Consider the following 14,835-nt stretch of genomic DNA (forward strand, 5'->3'; position numbering starts at 1 on the left):
GCAATAGAGGGCAAAAGTATGTGCTAATCATATTTATCACGAATTGCAGGCACTTCTCCTCGTAAGCGTTTCCCAGCGACGGCCCAACCTACTGTTCAGCCGATTCGCGGGGCGGTCTCTCCTTCTGGCCGCGAGCCGACGACGCGAGCCAGCCCCATCGTGCAGACCCCACAAGGAGTCCCTGTGTCCACCGGCTCCCCACGGCGGCGAGGCGGCGCCCCGGCGCTCGCGGTCGTTCTCGCGCTCGCCATGGCCGTTCTCGGCCTCGGCGCCTTCATCGCCTCGTCGGCGCACGCCGCCGGCGAGTACACCGCCCAGGAGACGGGTGAGACCCGGTTCGCGATCCTCGGTCCCGGAGTCGAGTCCGGAGTGGTCGCCTACTGCCTCGAGCAGTCGTTCGCGATGCCCCCGACCACCGCGGACTCGAACCTCACCTACACGCGTGTCCCGGGCTCGAGCTACGCGTCCCTCACGGGCGCGCAGAAGGCCAAGATCGCCACGATCCTCTACAACGGGTACTCGATGGACAAGGGGGTCTCCAGGCGGCGGGCGTGACGGGCCTCGACGCGGCCACGTTCCAGACCGCCACGCAGGACGCCATCTGGGCCGTGACCAACCCGGACAGGATCGACTCCAACCTCACGATGGACACCTTCTCGGTGCTCGGCAAGGTCTACCACTACCTTCTCGACGGCACGACGTACACGGGCCTCGATGGTCACTCGGTCGCTCCTGCCGCTGTTCCGGCTGGGACCATTGTGGAGCTCGACGTCTACACGACGACGGATGTCGCGAGCGGCAACGACCCGTACCAGCCGCTCGTCGCGGCTCAGCTGATCACCTCGGCCACGCCCGCCCCGGCGACGACCCCGACCGCTGTTGACACGAGCGCGGCCGCCGCGCCGTCGGCGACGCCGACTCACGCCGCCGCGACCCACACCGTCGCCATCTCCAAGGTCGCCGTCGCTGGGGGCTCCGGGCTGCCCGGCGCCAAGATCGCCGTGACCTCGGCCGACGGCACCGTCGTCGCCGACGGCACCGTCGTCGCCGACGGCTCCTGGACCTCGAAGGCTGACGCCGTCCACATGCTCGCGCTGGCCGAGGGCGACTACGTCTTCCACGAGGACGCTGCCCCTGCCGGCTACGAGAAGGTCAACGACATCTCCTTCCACGTCGACGCCAACGGTACGGTCACGGTGGCCAAGGCCAACGGCGCTGAGGCCTCCGTCTCCGGCTACACGCTCGAGGTCGTCGACCAGGCCGTGCCCTCCACCCCGGCAACGCCGGCCACTCCGGCTCCGGCACCACCGGCACCTCGGGTTGCGGCTACACCTCAGGCTCGGGCTACACCTCGAGCACCGGCAGCCTCGCGCACACCGGTCTCAACGACGCCATCGCCCCGATCGCCCTGGGCGCCCTCGCCCTCGGCGTCGGCACCCTGGCCGTCTCCCGTCGTCGCAGCGAGCAGCACTGAACGCTCCTGAGCCGATGCACGCGGCGCCGCTCACCTGAGCGGCTGACGCCACCGGTCCCCTGTCCCCGCCACGAGCGGAGGCGGGGGACCGTCGCGTCTTGACGCAGATACTTGAACGTCCGTTCTGGAACGAGTATTCTTCAACGCATGGGACGACCCAGACAGTTCAGCGAGACCGATGCCGTCGCCGCGGCCGCGGCGGTTCTCGCCCGCCGTGGCTTCGCCGGTACGAGCGTCGACGACCTCGTGCGCGCCACCGGCGTCAACCGCGCCAGCCTCTACGGGGTCTTCGGCTCCAAGGACGGCCTCTTCCGCCGCTGCCTCGCCGTCGCCCTCGACGCTCTCGACGACGCTCCGGGTCGTAGTGAGCCCACGGCCGACGCCGGTCCTGCCTCCGTTCCCGACCGTCGCACGGCGCTCGACCTCGTCCTCGTCGCCCTCATGGAGCTCGCGCCGGATGACCTGGTCCTCGCCACCGAGCTCACCTCACGCCTCCGAGCCGCCGGCGTCACCGCCGCGGACCTCGGCGCTCGCGCGCTCGAGCGCGCCAGCGCCGTCAACCACGCCTGACTCCTGCCCGCCACCACCCCACGACCCACGAGGAGAACCCGATGAGCACCTCACGCAACACCGTCACGCTCGAGCCTGCCGGGGAGCCGATCCACCTCGTCGTCGAGCCGCGCGGCATGGACAAGGTCTGGTCCTTCCGCACCGAGCTGCGCATCCCGCTCGAGCACGTCCGCGGCGCCACCTACGACCCCGGCCTCAAGCGCGAGTCGAAGGGACTGCGTGGCCCCGGCCTCGGCATGCCGAACAAGCTCGCCGGTACCTTCCACACCGACGGCACCAAGCAGTTCTGGAACATCTCCGGCTTCGAGAACGTCCTCGTCATCACCCTCGAGGACGAGGAGTTCACCGCCCTGTACCTCTCGGTCGTCGACCCCGAGGGCCTCGCTCGCGTCATCAACGCGGTGCTCGCGCGAACCTGAGGTCGACTGGCTGCGACCTCGATTCGGCACGGCGACGGCCGCAGGGGCGACCGCGCGTCGGCGCCTCAGGTGGTGGGGTCCTCCGTCTGCGCACCCACGGGTGACGTGCCCGGATCGTCGTCCGACGCCGTCCCCGGCGCGCCGTCCGGCGCCGCTGCGAGCAGCAGCCTCAGCAGGAGGATCGCCCCGGCCTTATCCAAGGGCTCGTTGTTGTTGCCGCACTTCGGCGACTGCACGCAGCTCGGGCAGCCGGTCGTGCATGCGCAGCCCTCGATGACGGCGAGCGTCGCCGCCAGCCACTCGTGCCCCGCCCGATAGCCGCGCTCCGCGAAGCCCGCGCCACCGGCGTGGCCGTCGTGGACGAAGACCGTCGGCGTCATCGTCTGCGGGTGCACCGCGATCGACAGACCGCCGATGTCCCACCGGTCGCATGTCGCCAGCAGCGGCAGCATCCCGATCGACGCGTGCTCGGCGGCGTGCAGGGCGCCCGGCAGCATCGCGGGCGTGATCCCCGCGGCCTCCGTGACGTGCGCGGGCACCGTCCACCACACCGCCGCCGTCGGCAGGACGTGCTCGGGCATGGCGAGCTGGTGCTGGGAGACGACCTCCATCCCCGGCACCGCGAGCTTCGCGTAGCTGATGACCTGGCTCGTCACCTCGACCGAGCCGAAGGACCACGTGATCCCGTCCGCCCAGGCCTGCGTCTCCCGCTCCGCGATGATGCGGACGCTCGACTGCTCCTTGGTGCGCGTGCGGTAGCCGACCGCCGCCTTCTCCGTGACGATCGCCGCCTCGTCCGTGAGCTTGTCGACGACGTAGGTGCGCCCCTGGTGGATGTAGACGGCGCCCTCGTGCACCGTCGAGTCCACCGCGGCGCCGTCGACCGTGCCGACGACGGTCCCGGTCGCGCCGTCGACGACGGGCATCTCGGGCGGGCCGTCCCCGCGCAGGCTCGTGAGGTCCTGGGGACGGCCCGGCAGGTTGACGTTCCAGAACCAGCCCGAGGGGCGGCGCCGCAGCGCCCCGCGTGCCTCGAGGTCCTCCAGGAAGGAGGCGTCGGGCAGCCCGAAGAGCGGCAGGTCCTCCTCGCGCAGCGGCGACTCCGAGGCCGCCGCGCACAGGTGCGGGGCCAGGACGTAGGGGTTCGACGGATCGAAGACCGTGGCCTCCGGGGCTGCGAAGACGTCCTCGGGATGGTGGACGAGGTAGGCATCGAGCGGGTTGTCGGAGGCGATGAGGACAGCGACGCCGCGGCTGCCCGCGCGCCCGGCTCGCCCCGCCTGCTGACCGAGCGAGACGCGCGTGCCCGGCCAGCCGGCGATGATGACCGCGTCCAGGCCCGTGACGTCGATGCCGAGCTCGAGGGCGTTCGTCGTGGCGAGCGCGCGCAGGCGCCCGCGTCGCAGGTCCCGCTCCAGCGCCCGGCGCTCCTCGGGCAGGTAGCCGCCGCGGTAGGCCATGACCGTGTTGATGAGCTCGGGCATCGACATGCCGAGGGTCTGGCGGGCCCGCTCGGCGACGATCTCCGCGCTCCGGCGCGAGCGCACAAAGACGAGGGCTCGCGCTCCGACGCTCATGAGGTCGACGAGGAGCTCGGCCGCCTCGATGACCGCGGCTCGACGCGCGGACGGGTCCTCGATCGGGTCGTTCGAGTCCGGGCCCGTGGGCGTGCCGGGCGTGGCGGCCGTGGGTGCACCCTCGGGCTCCCGTCCCGGGAGGGTGCCTGTGCCGGTCGCTCCGGCGGCGCCGTCGGCCGCGGCCTTGAGGGCGAGCGCCTCGGGCGAGTTCTCCCAGGCGATCCACGGGTCCCGCAGCGCCGGCTGCCACAGCGCGAGCGTCCGCTCACCGGCCGGCGCCCCGTCCTCCGTCACGGCGACGACGTCGTCGGGCTCCACCCCGATGAGGCGCGCGGCCGTGAGGGCCGGCTCGGCCGCCGTCGCCGACGCGCACAGCACCACCGGCTCCGGGCCGTCCGGACGCAGCCGGCGCACGAGCCGCAGGAGCCGACGCAGGACGAGGGCCACGTGCGCACCCAGGATCCCGCGATAGGCGTGGCACTCGTCGACGACGACGTAGCGCAGACTCCGCAGGAAGCGTGTCCACCGCTCATGGCCGGGCAGGAGCGAGAAGTGCAGGAAGTCCGGGTTGGTGAGGACGACGTCGGCGTGGGCGCGCGCCCAGTCGCGCTCGGGGAGCGGGGTGTCGCCGTCGCAGGTGCCCGTGCGCAGCGTGCGGACCTGCTCGCCGGGCACGCCGGCGGCGCGCTGGACGGACTCGACGGCGGTCGTGATCCGCTCGAGGGCGGCGGCCTGGTCCGCCGCGAGGGCCTTCGTGGGGGAGAGGTAGAGGGTGGTCGGGCGCTTGCCGTAGGAGGAGATGCGGTTGGCACGGCCGGCGGCGTCGGTGGCGCGCTGCGCGGCGAGGACGTCGGAGAGCGCCGGTAGCCACGCCGCGAGTGACTTGCCGGAGCCGGTCCCGGTGGAGATGACGGTGTGGCGGCCTGAGTGGACGGCGTCGGCCGCCGCCTCTTGATGCGTCCAGGGGAGAGTGACGCCGAGGCTTTGATACGCGGCGACGAGGTCCGGGTCGGCCCACGCGGGCCACGAGCCGTGGGCGCCGGGGCGTGCGGGGGTGCGCTGGAGGTGGACGAGGCGGCCGTCACGCGCACCGATGGACTCGAGGAGCTCGGTGAGGTCGCGCGCGGGGGCGTGCGAGCCCGACCCGCCCGGCGTGGGCGTGGGGGAGGTGGGCTCGTCAGTCATGGGCACAGTCTGCCGCGCGGCTACGACGCGGAAAGTGGTCAGAACTCGTGACTTTCACGGGCCAGGCGCGCAGCGCACGCCAGTGATCGGTGGAATATCAACGGTCGTTCCCGGTCTGATGAGGGTGCAGCTCCAAGAGTCACGAGAACGCGCCACGTCTGACCGTCATGGGGCCGCAGTGCGCGCTCGGCCCGAAGCGATGATCGTGGTCGAGGGGCGTCGCCGCGTTGATGTTGTACCCGGCTCGTACCCTGTGCGCCATGGTCATGGTCAACGGTGACGGCACCTACGCACCGAGCCCTGCGATCTCCCAGCTCGTCAACTTCGACCCGTCAGCGTTCCCCGACGCCCGCGACTACCTCGACGCCGCCTGGGAGGTCCTCGCCGACGCGGGCAACATCCGCATGCCGCTCGGGGAGTACCCGCACTCACCGCACTACGGCTGGGTCGAGGACTGCTTCGGCGTCGGCTGGCAGCTCATGCTCACCGACCCCGGTCGCGACCCGCCCTTCACGCCCGGGAGCTCCTTCGTCGTGCGCTGCCCCGACCAGGCGACCATCGACCAGGTCTGGGACGCCCTTTCCGCGGACCCGGGGGCGGAGGCCTGCGGCTGGCTCAAGAACCGCTTCGGGATCTCCTGGCAGGTGCTCCCGGAGAACATGGGGGAACTCATGGCCCGGCCAGGCGCGCACGAGCACATGATGACGATGAGGAAGATCATCATCGACGAGCTCTGAGGCCTTCGGTCGGGTCCTGTGCACCGCGTCCGGCACAGGACGGCCCCCGTGGCGCGACGCGCGCGTCGTGGCACGGTTGGGACAGCGACGGTGCCCGGCACGGCCTGCGAGCAGTCAGGACCTACGCGGTCATGACGGCGACCATCCGGCGCAGGACGTCCTCCGGCAGCTCTCCGTCGAGCGGCAGCCACAGCGTACCCTTGCCGTGGACCCACGGTTCGAGCTCTGCCCGCAGCTGCGTGTTCTCCTCGGTGTCCTTGGGCAGCGGGTACATCCCGAGGTGGCCCTTCCACCCGGACACGAAGACGCGTGCCGCCTTGCTCCGCCCCGGCATCCGGTACCCGATGAGTCCGTAGGAGACGACCTCCTCCGCCTCCGGCGCCACGTCGCGGACCAGCTCCCGGAGCCTGTCGACGCCGGGCCGCGCCGCGAGCGGGACGGAGGCGAGGTAGTCGGCGACGGTCCGCAGCTCCACCCGCGCGAGCGATCCCTTCCGCGGCGACTCGGGGTCCTCGCCCCGCACCGAGCGGACGACGAGCTCGCGCAGCACCTCGGGATCGGCGTTGGACAGGCGGGTGAGGTAGAGGCACGACTTCCCCGCCCTGTGCCTGCCGAGGCGACCCGTGAGGTACTCGTCGGCGAGGACGGCGGGGGAGAGGTAGACGGTGAGGGCCGCCTTGCGAGGGCTGAAGGCCGCGACCGGCTCGATGCCCGTGGTGCCGCCGTCGGTCTCGTACGGCTGCTGACCGAAGCCGATGATGCTCGGACCCCACATGACGGGGTCGGCGCCGGTGACCTCGCGCATCATGGCGATGACCTCGGCCGCCTCCCGCGCGCGCCGCTCTGGGACCGTAGTGAGGAAGTCGTCGACCGGGACGCTCGTGCGCTCCATGGGCGCAGGCTAGCGGGCCGCCTGGGTGATTGGTTGGGTGCAGCGCGGGTGCGGGGTGTGCGTGCTGCCCGCGACGAGCCTGACCCTCCCGGATGAGGTTGCCGCCGACGGCGTCGTGCTCGTCCAGGAACGTCGGGCTCGTGCTCTCAGAGTTGCAGGAGGTCGGCGAGGGCCCGCGCCCGAGCGTAGTGATCACCACGGTGCGAGGTGTTTCGAGTTTTTCGAATAGGGGATATCGTCGGTGCATGACAACCACCGCGGCCGAGATCCCGTCGACGGTTCTCCCTCCCGAGGACCTCGAACCCATGCTCGACTTGTCGCGCTTTCTTGCACGCACCGATGGGCCCGCAGCTCTCGTCGGGCCCGACGGCCAGGTCGTGGACCTGCCGGCGCAGGTGTTCGACGTCGTCGTCGATGTCGTGCGGGCGATGGAGCGAGGCAAGGCGATCACGATCGCTCCCGTCGACCAGATGCTCACGACCCAGGAAGCAGCCGACTTCCTCGGCGTGAGTCGCCCGACCGTCGTCAAGCTCCTGGAGTCAGGTCGGATTCCATTCACGCAACCTGGCGTCGGCAGGCACCGTCGTGTCCGTCTTGAGGACGTCGTCGAGTACCAGCGGCAGGCGGCGGCAGAGCGTTCCTCCATCCTCAGCGAGATGACCGCTGACGCCGTGAGCGCGGGTCTGTACGACGGGCCCGCGGACTATGCGGCCGCGCTCGGCCGTGCTCGCCGCACGCGGGGCTGACGGAGTCATGGCCCGCTTCTCCGCGCTCCTGGACGCCTGCGTTCTCGTGCCCGTCGCACTCGCGGACACGCTTCTGCGGGTCGCGGAGCTGGGCCTTTACCGTCCGCTGTGGAGCTCGAGAATCCTGGACGAGACCGTGGTAGCGATCGAGGAGGTACACGTTGACCTTCCGGCTGGGGCTGCGCTGCGCCGCGTCGAGCTCATGGACAAGGCCTTTAAGGACGCCTCAGTGGGCGGGTGGGAGACTCTCGTTCCCGCCATTAACCTCCCGGATCCCGACGACGCCCACGTCCTCGCTGCCGCCGTCGCCGGGCGCGCTGACGTCATCGTCACAGCGAATCTCAAGGATTTTCCCGAGGCGGTTCTCAACCCGTTGTCGATTGAGGCGATCGGACCGGACGAGTTCCTGCTCGACCAGCTGGACCTTGCCCCGGATCTTGTGCTCAAGGCCGTGCAACGGCAGGCGGCGGACTGTCGACGGCCGCCGATCGACCTGAGCGAGCTTCTGGTGCATCTCGCACAGTGCGGCGTTCCGATGTTCGCTGAGGCCGCGCGTGCGCGTCAGTGGCGGCTCGGCGACGCGTAGGTGGCATGGTCTCGGCGCCTCGCCGTCCGACGCAGGTCGGCTCGTGTCGACGCACCATCGATGCTGCTTGCCTCGGGATACCCCACGAGCAAGACGTCCTCGGACCAAGCCGGCGTTCATGGCCTTCATGGCATCGTGCTCCTCCAGGAACGTCGGGCTCGTGCTCTCAGAGTTGCAGGAGCTCGGCGAGCGCGCGCCCGACGGCTGCCATCCCGACGGCGTTGGGGTGGAAGGAGCCTCCGACGGCGTTCATGCCCTCGAGCACGCCGCTCACCCAGGCCTCGGACGAGCCGAGCTCGTGCCCACGCCCGAGCTCTGAGGCGGCCAGCAGCTCGACGCCGGTCTCGTCGGCCGCGCGCCCGAACGCCTCCTCGACGGCGGCCTGGAGTGCGCGGAGCGTCGTGAGCACGTCGTCGTCGAAGGGGACGTCCCGACCGGCACGCGTGGCGGGTCCGAAGAGCGGCAGGTAGTCGACGAGCACGATGCGCGCTCGCGGTGCCCGGTCGTCGATGCGGGTGACGACGTCGATGAGGCCCGCTGCGGTGGCTGAGATCGCGGCGTCGTCCACCGCCGGGGCCGCGGCGGACCCCGTGGTGGACTCCGTGGTGGACTCCGTGACGGAGGCGAGCGTCGAGTCGGGGTCGGCGCCCGCTGCTGCTGAGAAGACCGCGCCGATGTAGCCGAGGTCGTTGCCGCCTGCGGTGAGCGTGACGACGTCGGCGTCGGCGGGAAGGCCCTCGATCTGCGGTGCGACGAGGGTGCCGTCCCACGTCTGCTGCGACTCGGTGAGGATCGTCGCCGTCGTCGCGCCGGAGACTGACAGATCAGTGAGGTCCGCGCCGAGGATCCGTGCGGCGACGTGGGCGTAGTTGGCGCCGGAGCGCATGGCCGACCGGTCGAGGACGGGCGTGATACCGGGGCCGGCCGCGTAGGAGCTGCCGAGGGCGGCGAGGCGGAGGGATGGTGTCACGCCGCGATCCTCGCACCGGGTTGGTACTTGCCTCAGTTCGTCAACGCCTTCTTGATTTGGTCCTCAAGTGAGTCCCGCGAGCAGTTCTTGTCTCCATCTGCCTGTTTCAATGCACTCAGTTTGAGATCCAGGTTCTTCTTGGGCACCCAGATTCGCCCGACCTCCTCCTCCTTGCCCGCCGCGATAAAGGCCATGGTTGCGACGTTGACCAGGTTGCTCCGAGTCACGACCACGGCTTTCGTGTTCGCGATGAGGGCGACGAGGTGGTCGAGCGCAACCCGGGTGGACGGGGGAAGTCTGCGTGGCTCCCAGTCTTCGTGGGTGCCGGGGCGGAGGTGGTAGATCATATCCCGCGAGAGCATGCCGAGGCGCTTCTCTTTGCCGTCCTTGTTCCTGCCGTACAGCGTGGCCTTGGGGTGGTCATAGTCGTCGGGCGTCACGAACGCGCTGGCGAGCGGGTCGCTCCAGAGCAGCTGGAGGTCTCGGCCTTGCGGAGACTGGTACGGGTAGAGCTCGAGCTGCAGTACCCGGTGAGGTAGAGCCTCCTGACGTTGCAGGATCCACTCAGAGTCCTCGCCTCTGCCAAAGGTAGATTCCCTGATCTTGTCGCCGTCCTGCACAACATGGCCTGAGATGTGCTTCGCGTACCAGCCGCCACGGTTCCCCGCGAGGGGTTTTGGGTCATCCCTCGGGGTCGCGGTGCACCATGGGAACTCAACGCCGCACTCGTAGCCGTGTGTGGACTCGTTCTGATCTCTCTGCTTGCGGGCTGTCGTACGAGTAAGCATCTGCGCCATCGCCTATTGATCTTGACGCCAAGAGGTGAGGGCTTCCGGGCGATCATCGCTGCCTGGAAGTAGGTGTGCCAGCTCCTCAGGTGGCTGCTGTCCGGGATTGAGACCGAGGATGATGAGCGCCGGGGTGTCGAGGTCGCCGTGCCACGGCTGCGGGGTCACCGGCACCCACGCCTGCTCCCGGACGACGTCGTTCCCGTCGTCGTGGAGCGTGCCGACGTTGGCGACGCAGCTCGCGAGCACCCGGTCGAGGTCTGCCCAGGCGGGAAGGGAATCGCCGCGTCTTGAGACCTTGTCGAACCAGTCCCGATCGCAGGGGTGGGTGGTCGACAGGAGCTCGCGACTGGTCCAATTCTTGGTGCCATCAATCCGGTCTGCGAGTGCCTCGGCGTCGAGACCCTGGTAGGGAGAGTCGTACTTCTGCCAGAACTTCTGGAGCTCATTCGCCGGTGCCTTGTGCTCCGGCTGAACCTCCTGGCCTGTCTGGTTCCCGCTGCTGCTCATGGCTTGTCTCCCTCGAACTGGTTGGTGCGGTTACACCGCCGTCGCGCCCCACTCTCGAAGGAGCATAGAAGTAGCCGCCGGGGGGATGTACCTGATTTCAGCGGGTGCGCCTCGCTGCGCCGGACTATCGATGCCGGTGGTCTCCGGCGCCCGCCACGAGCAAGACGTCCTCGGGCCAAGTCGGCGCCGATGGCGCCGTGCTCGTCCGAGGATGTCTTGCTCGTGCCTTGTGGGGGGCAGAAGCGTCAACTTGCCCGCGCCCCGTGCCGCCCGCGACACGCCGTGCGCCGAACCGGGCACCACCTCCGGGCACCGTGTGCACCGCGCCTCGCCACCCGCCCTGCCTCCCCGCGATCACGCCCGAAACTCGCCCCTCCCCGCACGCCACCCGCCACCCCCAACCACAACATCTAGTGGTCGGTTCGGAATCAACCACCGGATGATGTGGGTATCAGAGTTATTCGGTTGTACTGTCGGACCCGGCGCCGCCGCCCCGGGTCGCTCCCGGAGGATGCGCGGCGGCGCCACCGCCCAGCGCGCATCCCGCTCCAAGGAACCCGAACCATGGAGAACCCCGTGACTGACCCGACCCTCATCGCCCCTGGCTCCGCCGACTCCGCCGTCGCCCACGGCTCACGCCCCCAGGTCGACGCCGTCGCCACCATCACTGAGTACCTCGACCGCTCCGACTGGCGCGTCAACGCCAACGCCAACCAGGGCTACTCCCTCGGCGGGATGATCCTCAACACCTCCGGCAAGGTCATCGCCAACTACTGGCTCTCCCAGATCTACAGCCAGGAGGCCGGCGACGCCCACCGCTCCGGCGACCTCCACATCCACGACCTCGACATGTTCTCCGGCTACTGCGCCGGCTGGTCGCTCAAGTCGCTCCTCCAGCAAGGCTTCAACGGCATCCCCGGCAAGATCGCCTGCCGCCCGCCGCGCCACTTCTCCAGCGCCGTCGGCCAGATCGTCAACTTCCTCGGCACCCTCCAGAACGAGTGGGCCGGCGCCCAGGCCTTCAGCTCCTTCGACACCTACATGGCGCCCTTCGTCCGCCTCGACCACATGGACTACGACGACGTCCTCCAGTGCATGCAGGAGCTCATCTTCAACCTCAACGTCCCCAGCCGCTGGGGCACCCAGACCCCCTTCACCAATCTCACCTTCGACTGGACCTGCCCCGCCGACCTCGCCGACGAGCACCCCCTCATCGCCGACGAGCTCTGCGACTTCACCTACGGCGACCTCGCGGACGAGATGGCCATGATCAACCGGGCCTTCATGGAGGTCATGACCACCGGCGACGCCGACGGCCGCGTCTTCACCTTCCCCATCCCCACCTACAACATCACCAAGGACTTCGACTGGAAGTCCGAGAACGCCGACCGCCTCTTCACCATGACCGCGAAGTACGGCCTGCCCTACTTCCAGAACTTCATCAACTCCGAGCTCGACCCCGGCATGATCCGCTCGATGTGCTGCCGCCTCCAGCTCGACCTGCGCGAGCTCCTCAAGCGCGGCAACGGGCTCTTCGGCTCCGCCGAGCAGACCGGGAGCGTCGGCGTCGTCACCGTCAACATGGCGCGCCTCGGTTACCTCCACGCCGGCGACGAGGCCGGGCTGGTCGCGGCGCTGGACCGCCTCCTCGGCCTCGGCCGTGACACCCTTGAGCTCAAGCGCCAGGTCATCCAGCACCACATCGACGCCGGCCTCTTCCCCTTCACGCAGCGCTGGCTCGGCACCCTCGACAACCACTTCTCCACCCTCGGCGTCAACGGCATGAACGAGATGGTCCGCAACTTCAGCCGCTTCGACGCCGACGGCGGCTACGACCTCACCGACCCTCGCGGCCACGCCATGTGCGTGCGGATCCTCGACCACGTCCGCGACAAGATGGTCGAGTTCCAGGAGGTCACCGGCCACCTTTACAACCTCGAGGCCACCCCCGCCGAGGGCACGACGTACCGCTTCGCCAAGGAGGACCGCAAGCGCTTCCCGGACATCCTCCAGGCCGGCACGGACGCCAACCCGTACTACACGAACTCCTCCCAGATCCCGGTCGGCTTCACCGACGACCCCTTCGAGGCTCAGGAGATGCAGGAGGAGCTCCAGACCAAGTACACCGGCGGCACCGTCCTCCACCTGTACATGAACGAGCGGATCTCCTCGGCGCAGGCGTGCAAGGAGCTCGTGCGCCGCAGCCTCACCGCCTTCCGCGCCCCGTACATCACCATCACGCCGACCTTCTCCATCTGCCCCGTGCACGGCTACCTGGCCGGCGAGCACATGACCTGCGAGAAGTGCGCCGAGCTCCACCCCGACGCCGAGCCCGTCGAGTGCGAGGTGTGGACCCGAGTCATGGGCTACTTCCGTCCGGTCAAGTCCTTCAACATCGGCAAGAAGGGCGAGTACATGGAGCGGCAGATGTTCACCGAGTCCGCCGCCGGCGGGCACGGCGACGCCGTCTCCCGCCTCACCGCCACCGTCGCCTGACGGACCGGACTGTCAGGCCGCCGACGGCGGGGCACGAGCTCCGCCGTCGCGCCTGGCTGAGACTGCTCGTCGCCCGCCTGAGGAGCCTTATGACCGCCACCGACCCCGCCGTCGAGATGGGCGCCCGCCCCGCCGACTCGCTGCAGATCGCCGGGCTCGTGCCCATGTCCACCGTCGACTGGCCCGACCACCTCTGCGCCACCGTGTTCCTCCAGGGCTGCCCCTGGAACTGCTTCTACTGCCACAACCAGGACCTCATCCCGACCCGCACGCCGGGCACGGTCTCCTGGGACGAGGTGCGCTCGCTCCTGCGCCGACGCCGCGGCCTGCTCGACGGTGTCGTGCTCACGGGCGGGGAGGCGCTGCGCCAGGACGCGCTCGCCGACGCCGCCGCCGAGGTCAAGGAGATGGGCTTCGCGGTCGGGCTGCACACGGCTGGCGCCTACCCGGGGCGTCTGCGGGACCTGCTCGCCGCGGGGCTCGTCGACTGGGTAGGGCTCGACGCCAAGGCGCTGCCTGAGCACTACGAGGAGGTCGTCGGTCGCGGCGGGGCCGCGGTGCGGGCGCAGGAGAGCCTCGAGGTGGCGTTGGCCTCCGGGGTCGACCTCGAGGTGCGCACCACCGTCATCCCCGGCGACGTCACCGCCCGCGACGCGGTGGAGGTGGCGCGGCGCGTGCACGAGGCGGGTGCCAGGGTCTACGCGCTCCAGCAGGCGCGCGCCGAGGGCACGAACGGCGAGTTCGCGGTGGTCGCGCCCGGCTGGGACGCGCAGTGCGAGCGCATGGCCGCGCAGATCGAGACCCTCGGGTGGGACAGGTTCACGTACCGGCCTGCGTGATGGTGCCCTGAGCGGGTCAGAGATCGGGGCGGCCTTGTCGCAGAGAACGTCTGCGCAGGTCAGGGGCGTGCACGGGACCGTGCGGGTAGGGTGCTGAGGCTCTGACCCGCTGAGAGCGTCACGAGATGGCGTTCGCTCTGTCCAGAAGGGCGCGTCGGGACCTGCCGCTCGAGCGGGCCGCGCGCGTCGCTGCAGGTCAGAGCGTTGGCCGCTCCCGTTGCGCTCCCGGTCGGCTGTCTTGAGGCGCCCTGGTGGACAGCCGGGCTCAGACGACCCGGTAGACCTCGTCGAAGGGGAGCCGCTCGTTGCGCACCTGGAAGGCGTCCGCGGCCGGGTGTCCCACGTTGATGACGACCAGCACCTCGACGTCCTGGTCGGGGAAGAACGCCGCGGCCAGCTCGCCGCCCCGGTCCCCGTTCATCGGGCCGGCGGCGAGCCCGACCGCGCGGATGGCCTGGATGAGGAAGCCGACCTGCACCGTTGCGCTGGTTCGCGCCCACGCCGCCGTCCCCTCCGCACCGCCCTCGGCGAGCAGTGCCCGGTAGCGCGCCCCGCGCGGGTGGACCCGCTCGAGCGTCTCCGTGAGCGCCCGGTCCGCCGCGCACACGAGGGTGAGCGGCGCACCGGCGGACTGCTCCCTGTGCCCTCGCGGCAGGCAGGGCGGTAGACGGGCCCGAGCCTCCTCGCTGCGGACCGCGACCACCCGGAGCGGCTGCGCGTTGACGGCCGTCGGCGCCCACTTCGCGAGCTCGTGGATCGCTCGCAGCACCTCGTCCGTGACGGCCTCGTCGGTGAAGGCGTAGGCCGTGCGCGCTCCGCCGAAGAGCAGCTGCGCGTCCGGCTCCGTGAGGGCGCACTCGTTCGGGACGGGTGCGGGCACGGAAGGGTGATGGATGGTGTCAAGGGGCTCGCTCGGAGAGGCCATGCACCTATTCTCACGCGTTCGACCGTGAAAACCCGGGGGGCCGTGGCCCTCGTGCCCGCGTGGGCGCCGGGCCGCCCGTAGTTCTCCGGGTTCGTGCGCCGGCAGCGGGCGGCTACCGAGC

At 70.2% G+C, this 14,835-nt stretch carries 15 protein-coding genes; 9 read left to right on the top strand and 6 right to left on the bottom strand.

The annotated features are described in order from the left end of the window. The first annotated feature begins 183 nt into the window (after positions 1 to 183). From IXW69_RS04820 to IXW69_RS04835, 4 genes are all read left to right on the top strand, one after another. On the top strand, positions 184 to 555 hold the full coding sequence (locus IXW69_RS04820; RefSeq protein ID WP_194785231.1) for a thioester domain-containing protein: 372 nt from the start codon (positions 184 to 186) through the stop codon (positions 553 to 555). Further along, positions 552 to 1,484 carry a SpaA isopeptide-forming pilin-related protein gene (locus tag IXW69_RS04825; RefSeq protein WP_194785232.1) on the top strand — a complete coding sequence of 311 codons (933 nt, stop codon included), beginning with the start codon at positions 552 to 554 and terminating at the stop codon, positions 1,482 to 1,484. The genes IXW69_RS04820 and IXW69_RS04825 overlap by 4 nt, the downstream gene beginning before the upstream one ends. Positions 1,485 to 1,621: 137 nt before the next feature. Next, a complete protein-coding gene (locus IXW69_RS04830; RefSeq protein WP_194785233.1) occupies positions 1,622 to 2,044 on the top strand; it encodes a TetR/AcrR family transcriptional regulator in 423 nt (140 codons plus the stop codon). 41 nt (positions 2,045 to 2,085) lie between these two features. Then, positions 2,086 to 2,463: a hypothetical protein gene (locus tag IXW69_RS04835; RefSeq protein WP_194785234.1), complete on the top strand. Its 378-nt coding sequence runs from the start codon at positions 2,086 to 2,088 to the stop codon at positions 2,461 to 2,463. Between the two features lie 65 nt (positions 2,464 to 2,528). Here IXW69_RS04835 and IXW69_RS04840 read toward each other — a convergent pair whose 3' ends face one another. Next, a complete protein-coding gene (locus IXW69_RS04840) occupies positions 2,529 to 5,225 on the bottom strand; it encodes a DEAD/DEAH box helicase (protein ID WP_194785235.1) in 2,697 nt (898 codons plus the stop codon). A 260-nt stretch (positions 5,226 to 5,485) separates the two neighbouring features. Here IXW69_RS04840 and IXW69_RS04845 point away from each other — a divergent pair, with 260 nt between their 5' ends. Beyond that, complete coding sequence (locus IXW69_RS04845; RefSeq protein WP_194785236.1) at positions 5,486 to 5,962, top strand: VOC family protein; 477 nt, start codon at positions 5,486 to 5,488, stop codon at positions 5,960 to 5,962. A gap of 121 nt (positions 5,963 to 6,083) precedes the next feature. Here IXW69_RS04845 and IXW69_RS04850 read toward each other — a convergent pair whose 3' ends face one another. After that, complete coding sequence (locus tag IXW69_RS04850; RefSeq protein ID WP_194785237.1) at positions 6,084 to 6,854, bottom strand: DUF1801 domain-containing protein; 771 nt, start codon at positions 6,852 to 6,854, stop codon at positions 6,084 to 6,086. Positions 6,855 to 7,099: 245 nt separating this feature from the next. Between IXW69_RS04850 and IXW69_RS04855 the strand changes: the two genes are divergently transcribed. Together IXW69_RS04855 and IXW69_RS04860 are read left to right on the top strand one after the other, a co-directional pair. Next, on the top strand, positions 7,100 to 7,600 hold the full coding sequence (locus IXW69_RS04855; protein WP_194785238.1) for a helix-turn-helix domain-containing protein: 501 nt from the start codon (positions 7,100 to 7,102) through the stop codon (positions 7,598 to 7,600). 7 nt (positions 7,601 to 7,607) lie between these two features. After that, positions 7,608 to 8,186: a PIN domain-containing protein gene (locus tag IXW69_RS04860; protein WP_194785239.1), complete on the top strand. Its 579-nt coding sequence runs from the start codon at positions 7,608 to 7,610 to the stop codon at positions 8,184 to 8,186. A gap of 166 nt (positions 8,187 to 8,352) precedes the next feature. Here IXW69_RS04860 and IXW69_RS04865 read toward each other — a convergent pair whose 3' ends face one another. From IXW69_RS04865 to IXW69_RS04875, 3 genes are read right to left on the bottom strand one after another with little or no spacing between them, the layout of a single operon-like run. After that, positions 8,353 to 9,156 (bottom strand): SGNH/GDSL hydrolase family protein, encoded by an 804-nt coding sequence (locus IXW69_RS04865; protein WP_194785240.1) that lies wholly within the window; start codon positions 9,154 to 9,156, stop codon positions 8,353 to 8,355. Positions 9,157 to 9,188: 32 nt separating this feature from the next. Next, positions 9,189 to 9,953 (bottom strand): hypothetical protein, encoded by a 765-nt coding sequence (locus IXW69_RS04870; RefSeq protein WP_194785241.1) that lies wholly within the window; start codon positions 9,951 to 9,953, stop codon positions 9,189 to 9,191. 3 nt (positions 9,954 to 9,956) lie between these two features. Further along, positions 9,957 to 10,454, bottom strand: a complete 498-nt coding sequence (locus IXW69_RS04875; protein WP_194785242.1) for a hypothetical protein — start codon at positions 10,452 to 10,454, stop codon at positions 9,957 to 9,959. Between the two features lie 564 nt (positions 10,455 to 11,018). On the opposite strand from IXW69_RS04875, the gene IXW69_RS04880 reads away from it, so the two are divergent. Both IXW69_RS04880 and IXW69_RS04885 read left to right on the top strand, forming a co-directional pair. Continuing rightward, entirely contained in the window at positions 11,019 to 12,950 is a 1,932-nt protein-coding gene (locus IXW69_RS04880) for a ribonucleoside triphosphate reductase (protein ID WP_228524795.1), read from the top strand. 89 nt (positions 12,951 to 13,039) lie between these two features. After that, positions 13,040 to 13,789, top strand: a complete 750-nt coding sequence (locus IXW69_RS04885) for an anaerobic ribonucleoside-triphosphate reductase activating protein (RefSeq protein ID WP_194785243.1) — start codon at positions 13,040 to 13,042, stop codon at positions 13,787 to 13,789. A 265-nt stretch (positions 13,790 to 14,054) separates the two neighbouring features. On the opposite strand, the gene IXW69_RS04890 is transcribed toward IXW69_RS04885, so the two are convergent. Beyond that, positions 14,055 to 14,714: a malonic semialdehyde reductase gene (locus IXW69_RS04890; RefSeq protein WP_194785244.1), complete on the bottom strand. Its 660-nt coding sequence runs from the start codon at positions 14,712 to 14,714 to the stop codon at positions 14,055 to 14,057. Between the last annotated feature and the right edge of the window lie 121 nt (positions 14,715 to 14,835).

Origin of the sequence: Actinomyces haliotis (genome assembly GCF_015355765.1) — a bacterium.
Lineage (GTDB): Bacteria > Actinomycetota > Actinomycetes > Actinomycetales > Actinomycetaceae > Actinomyces > Actinomyces haliotis.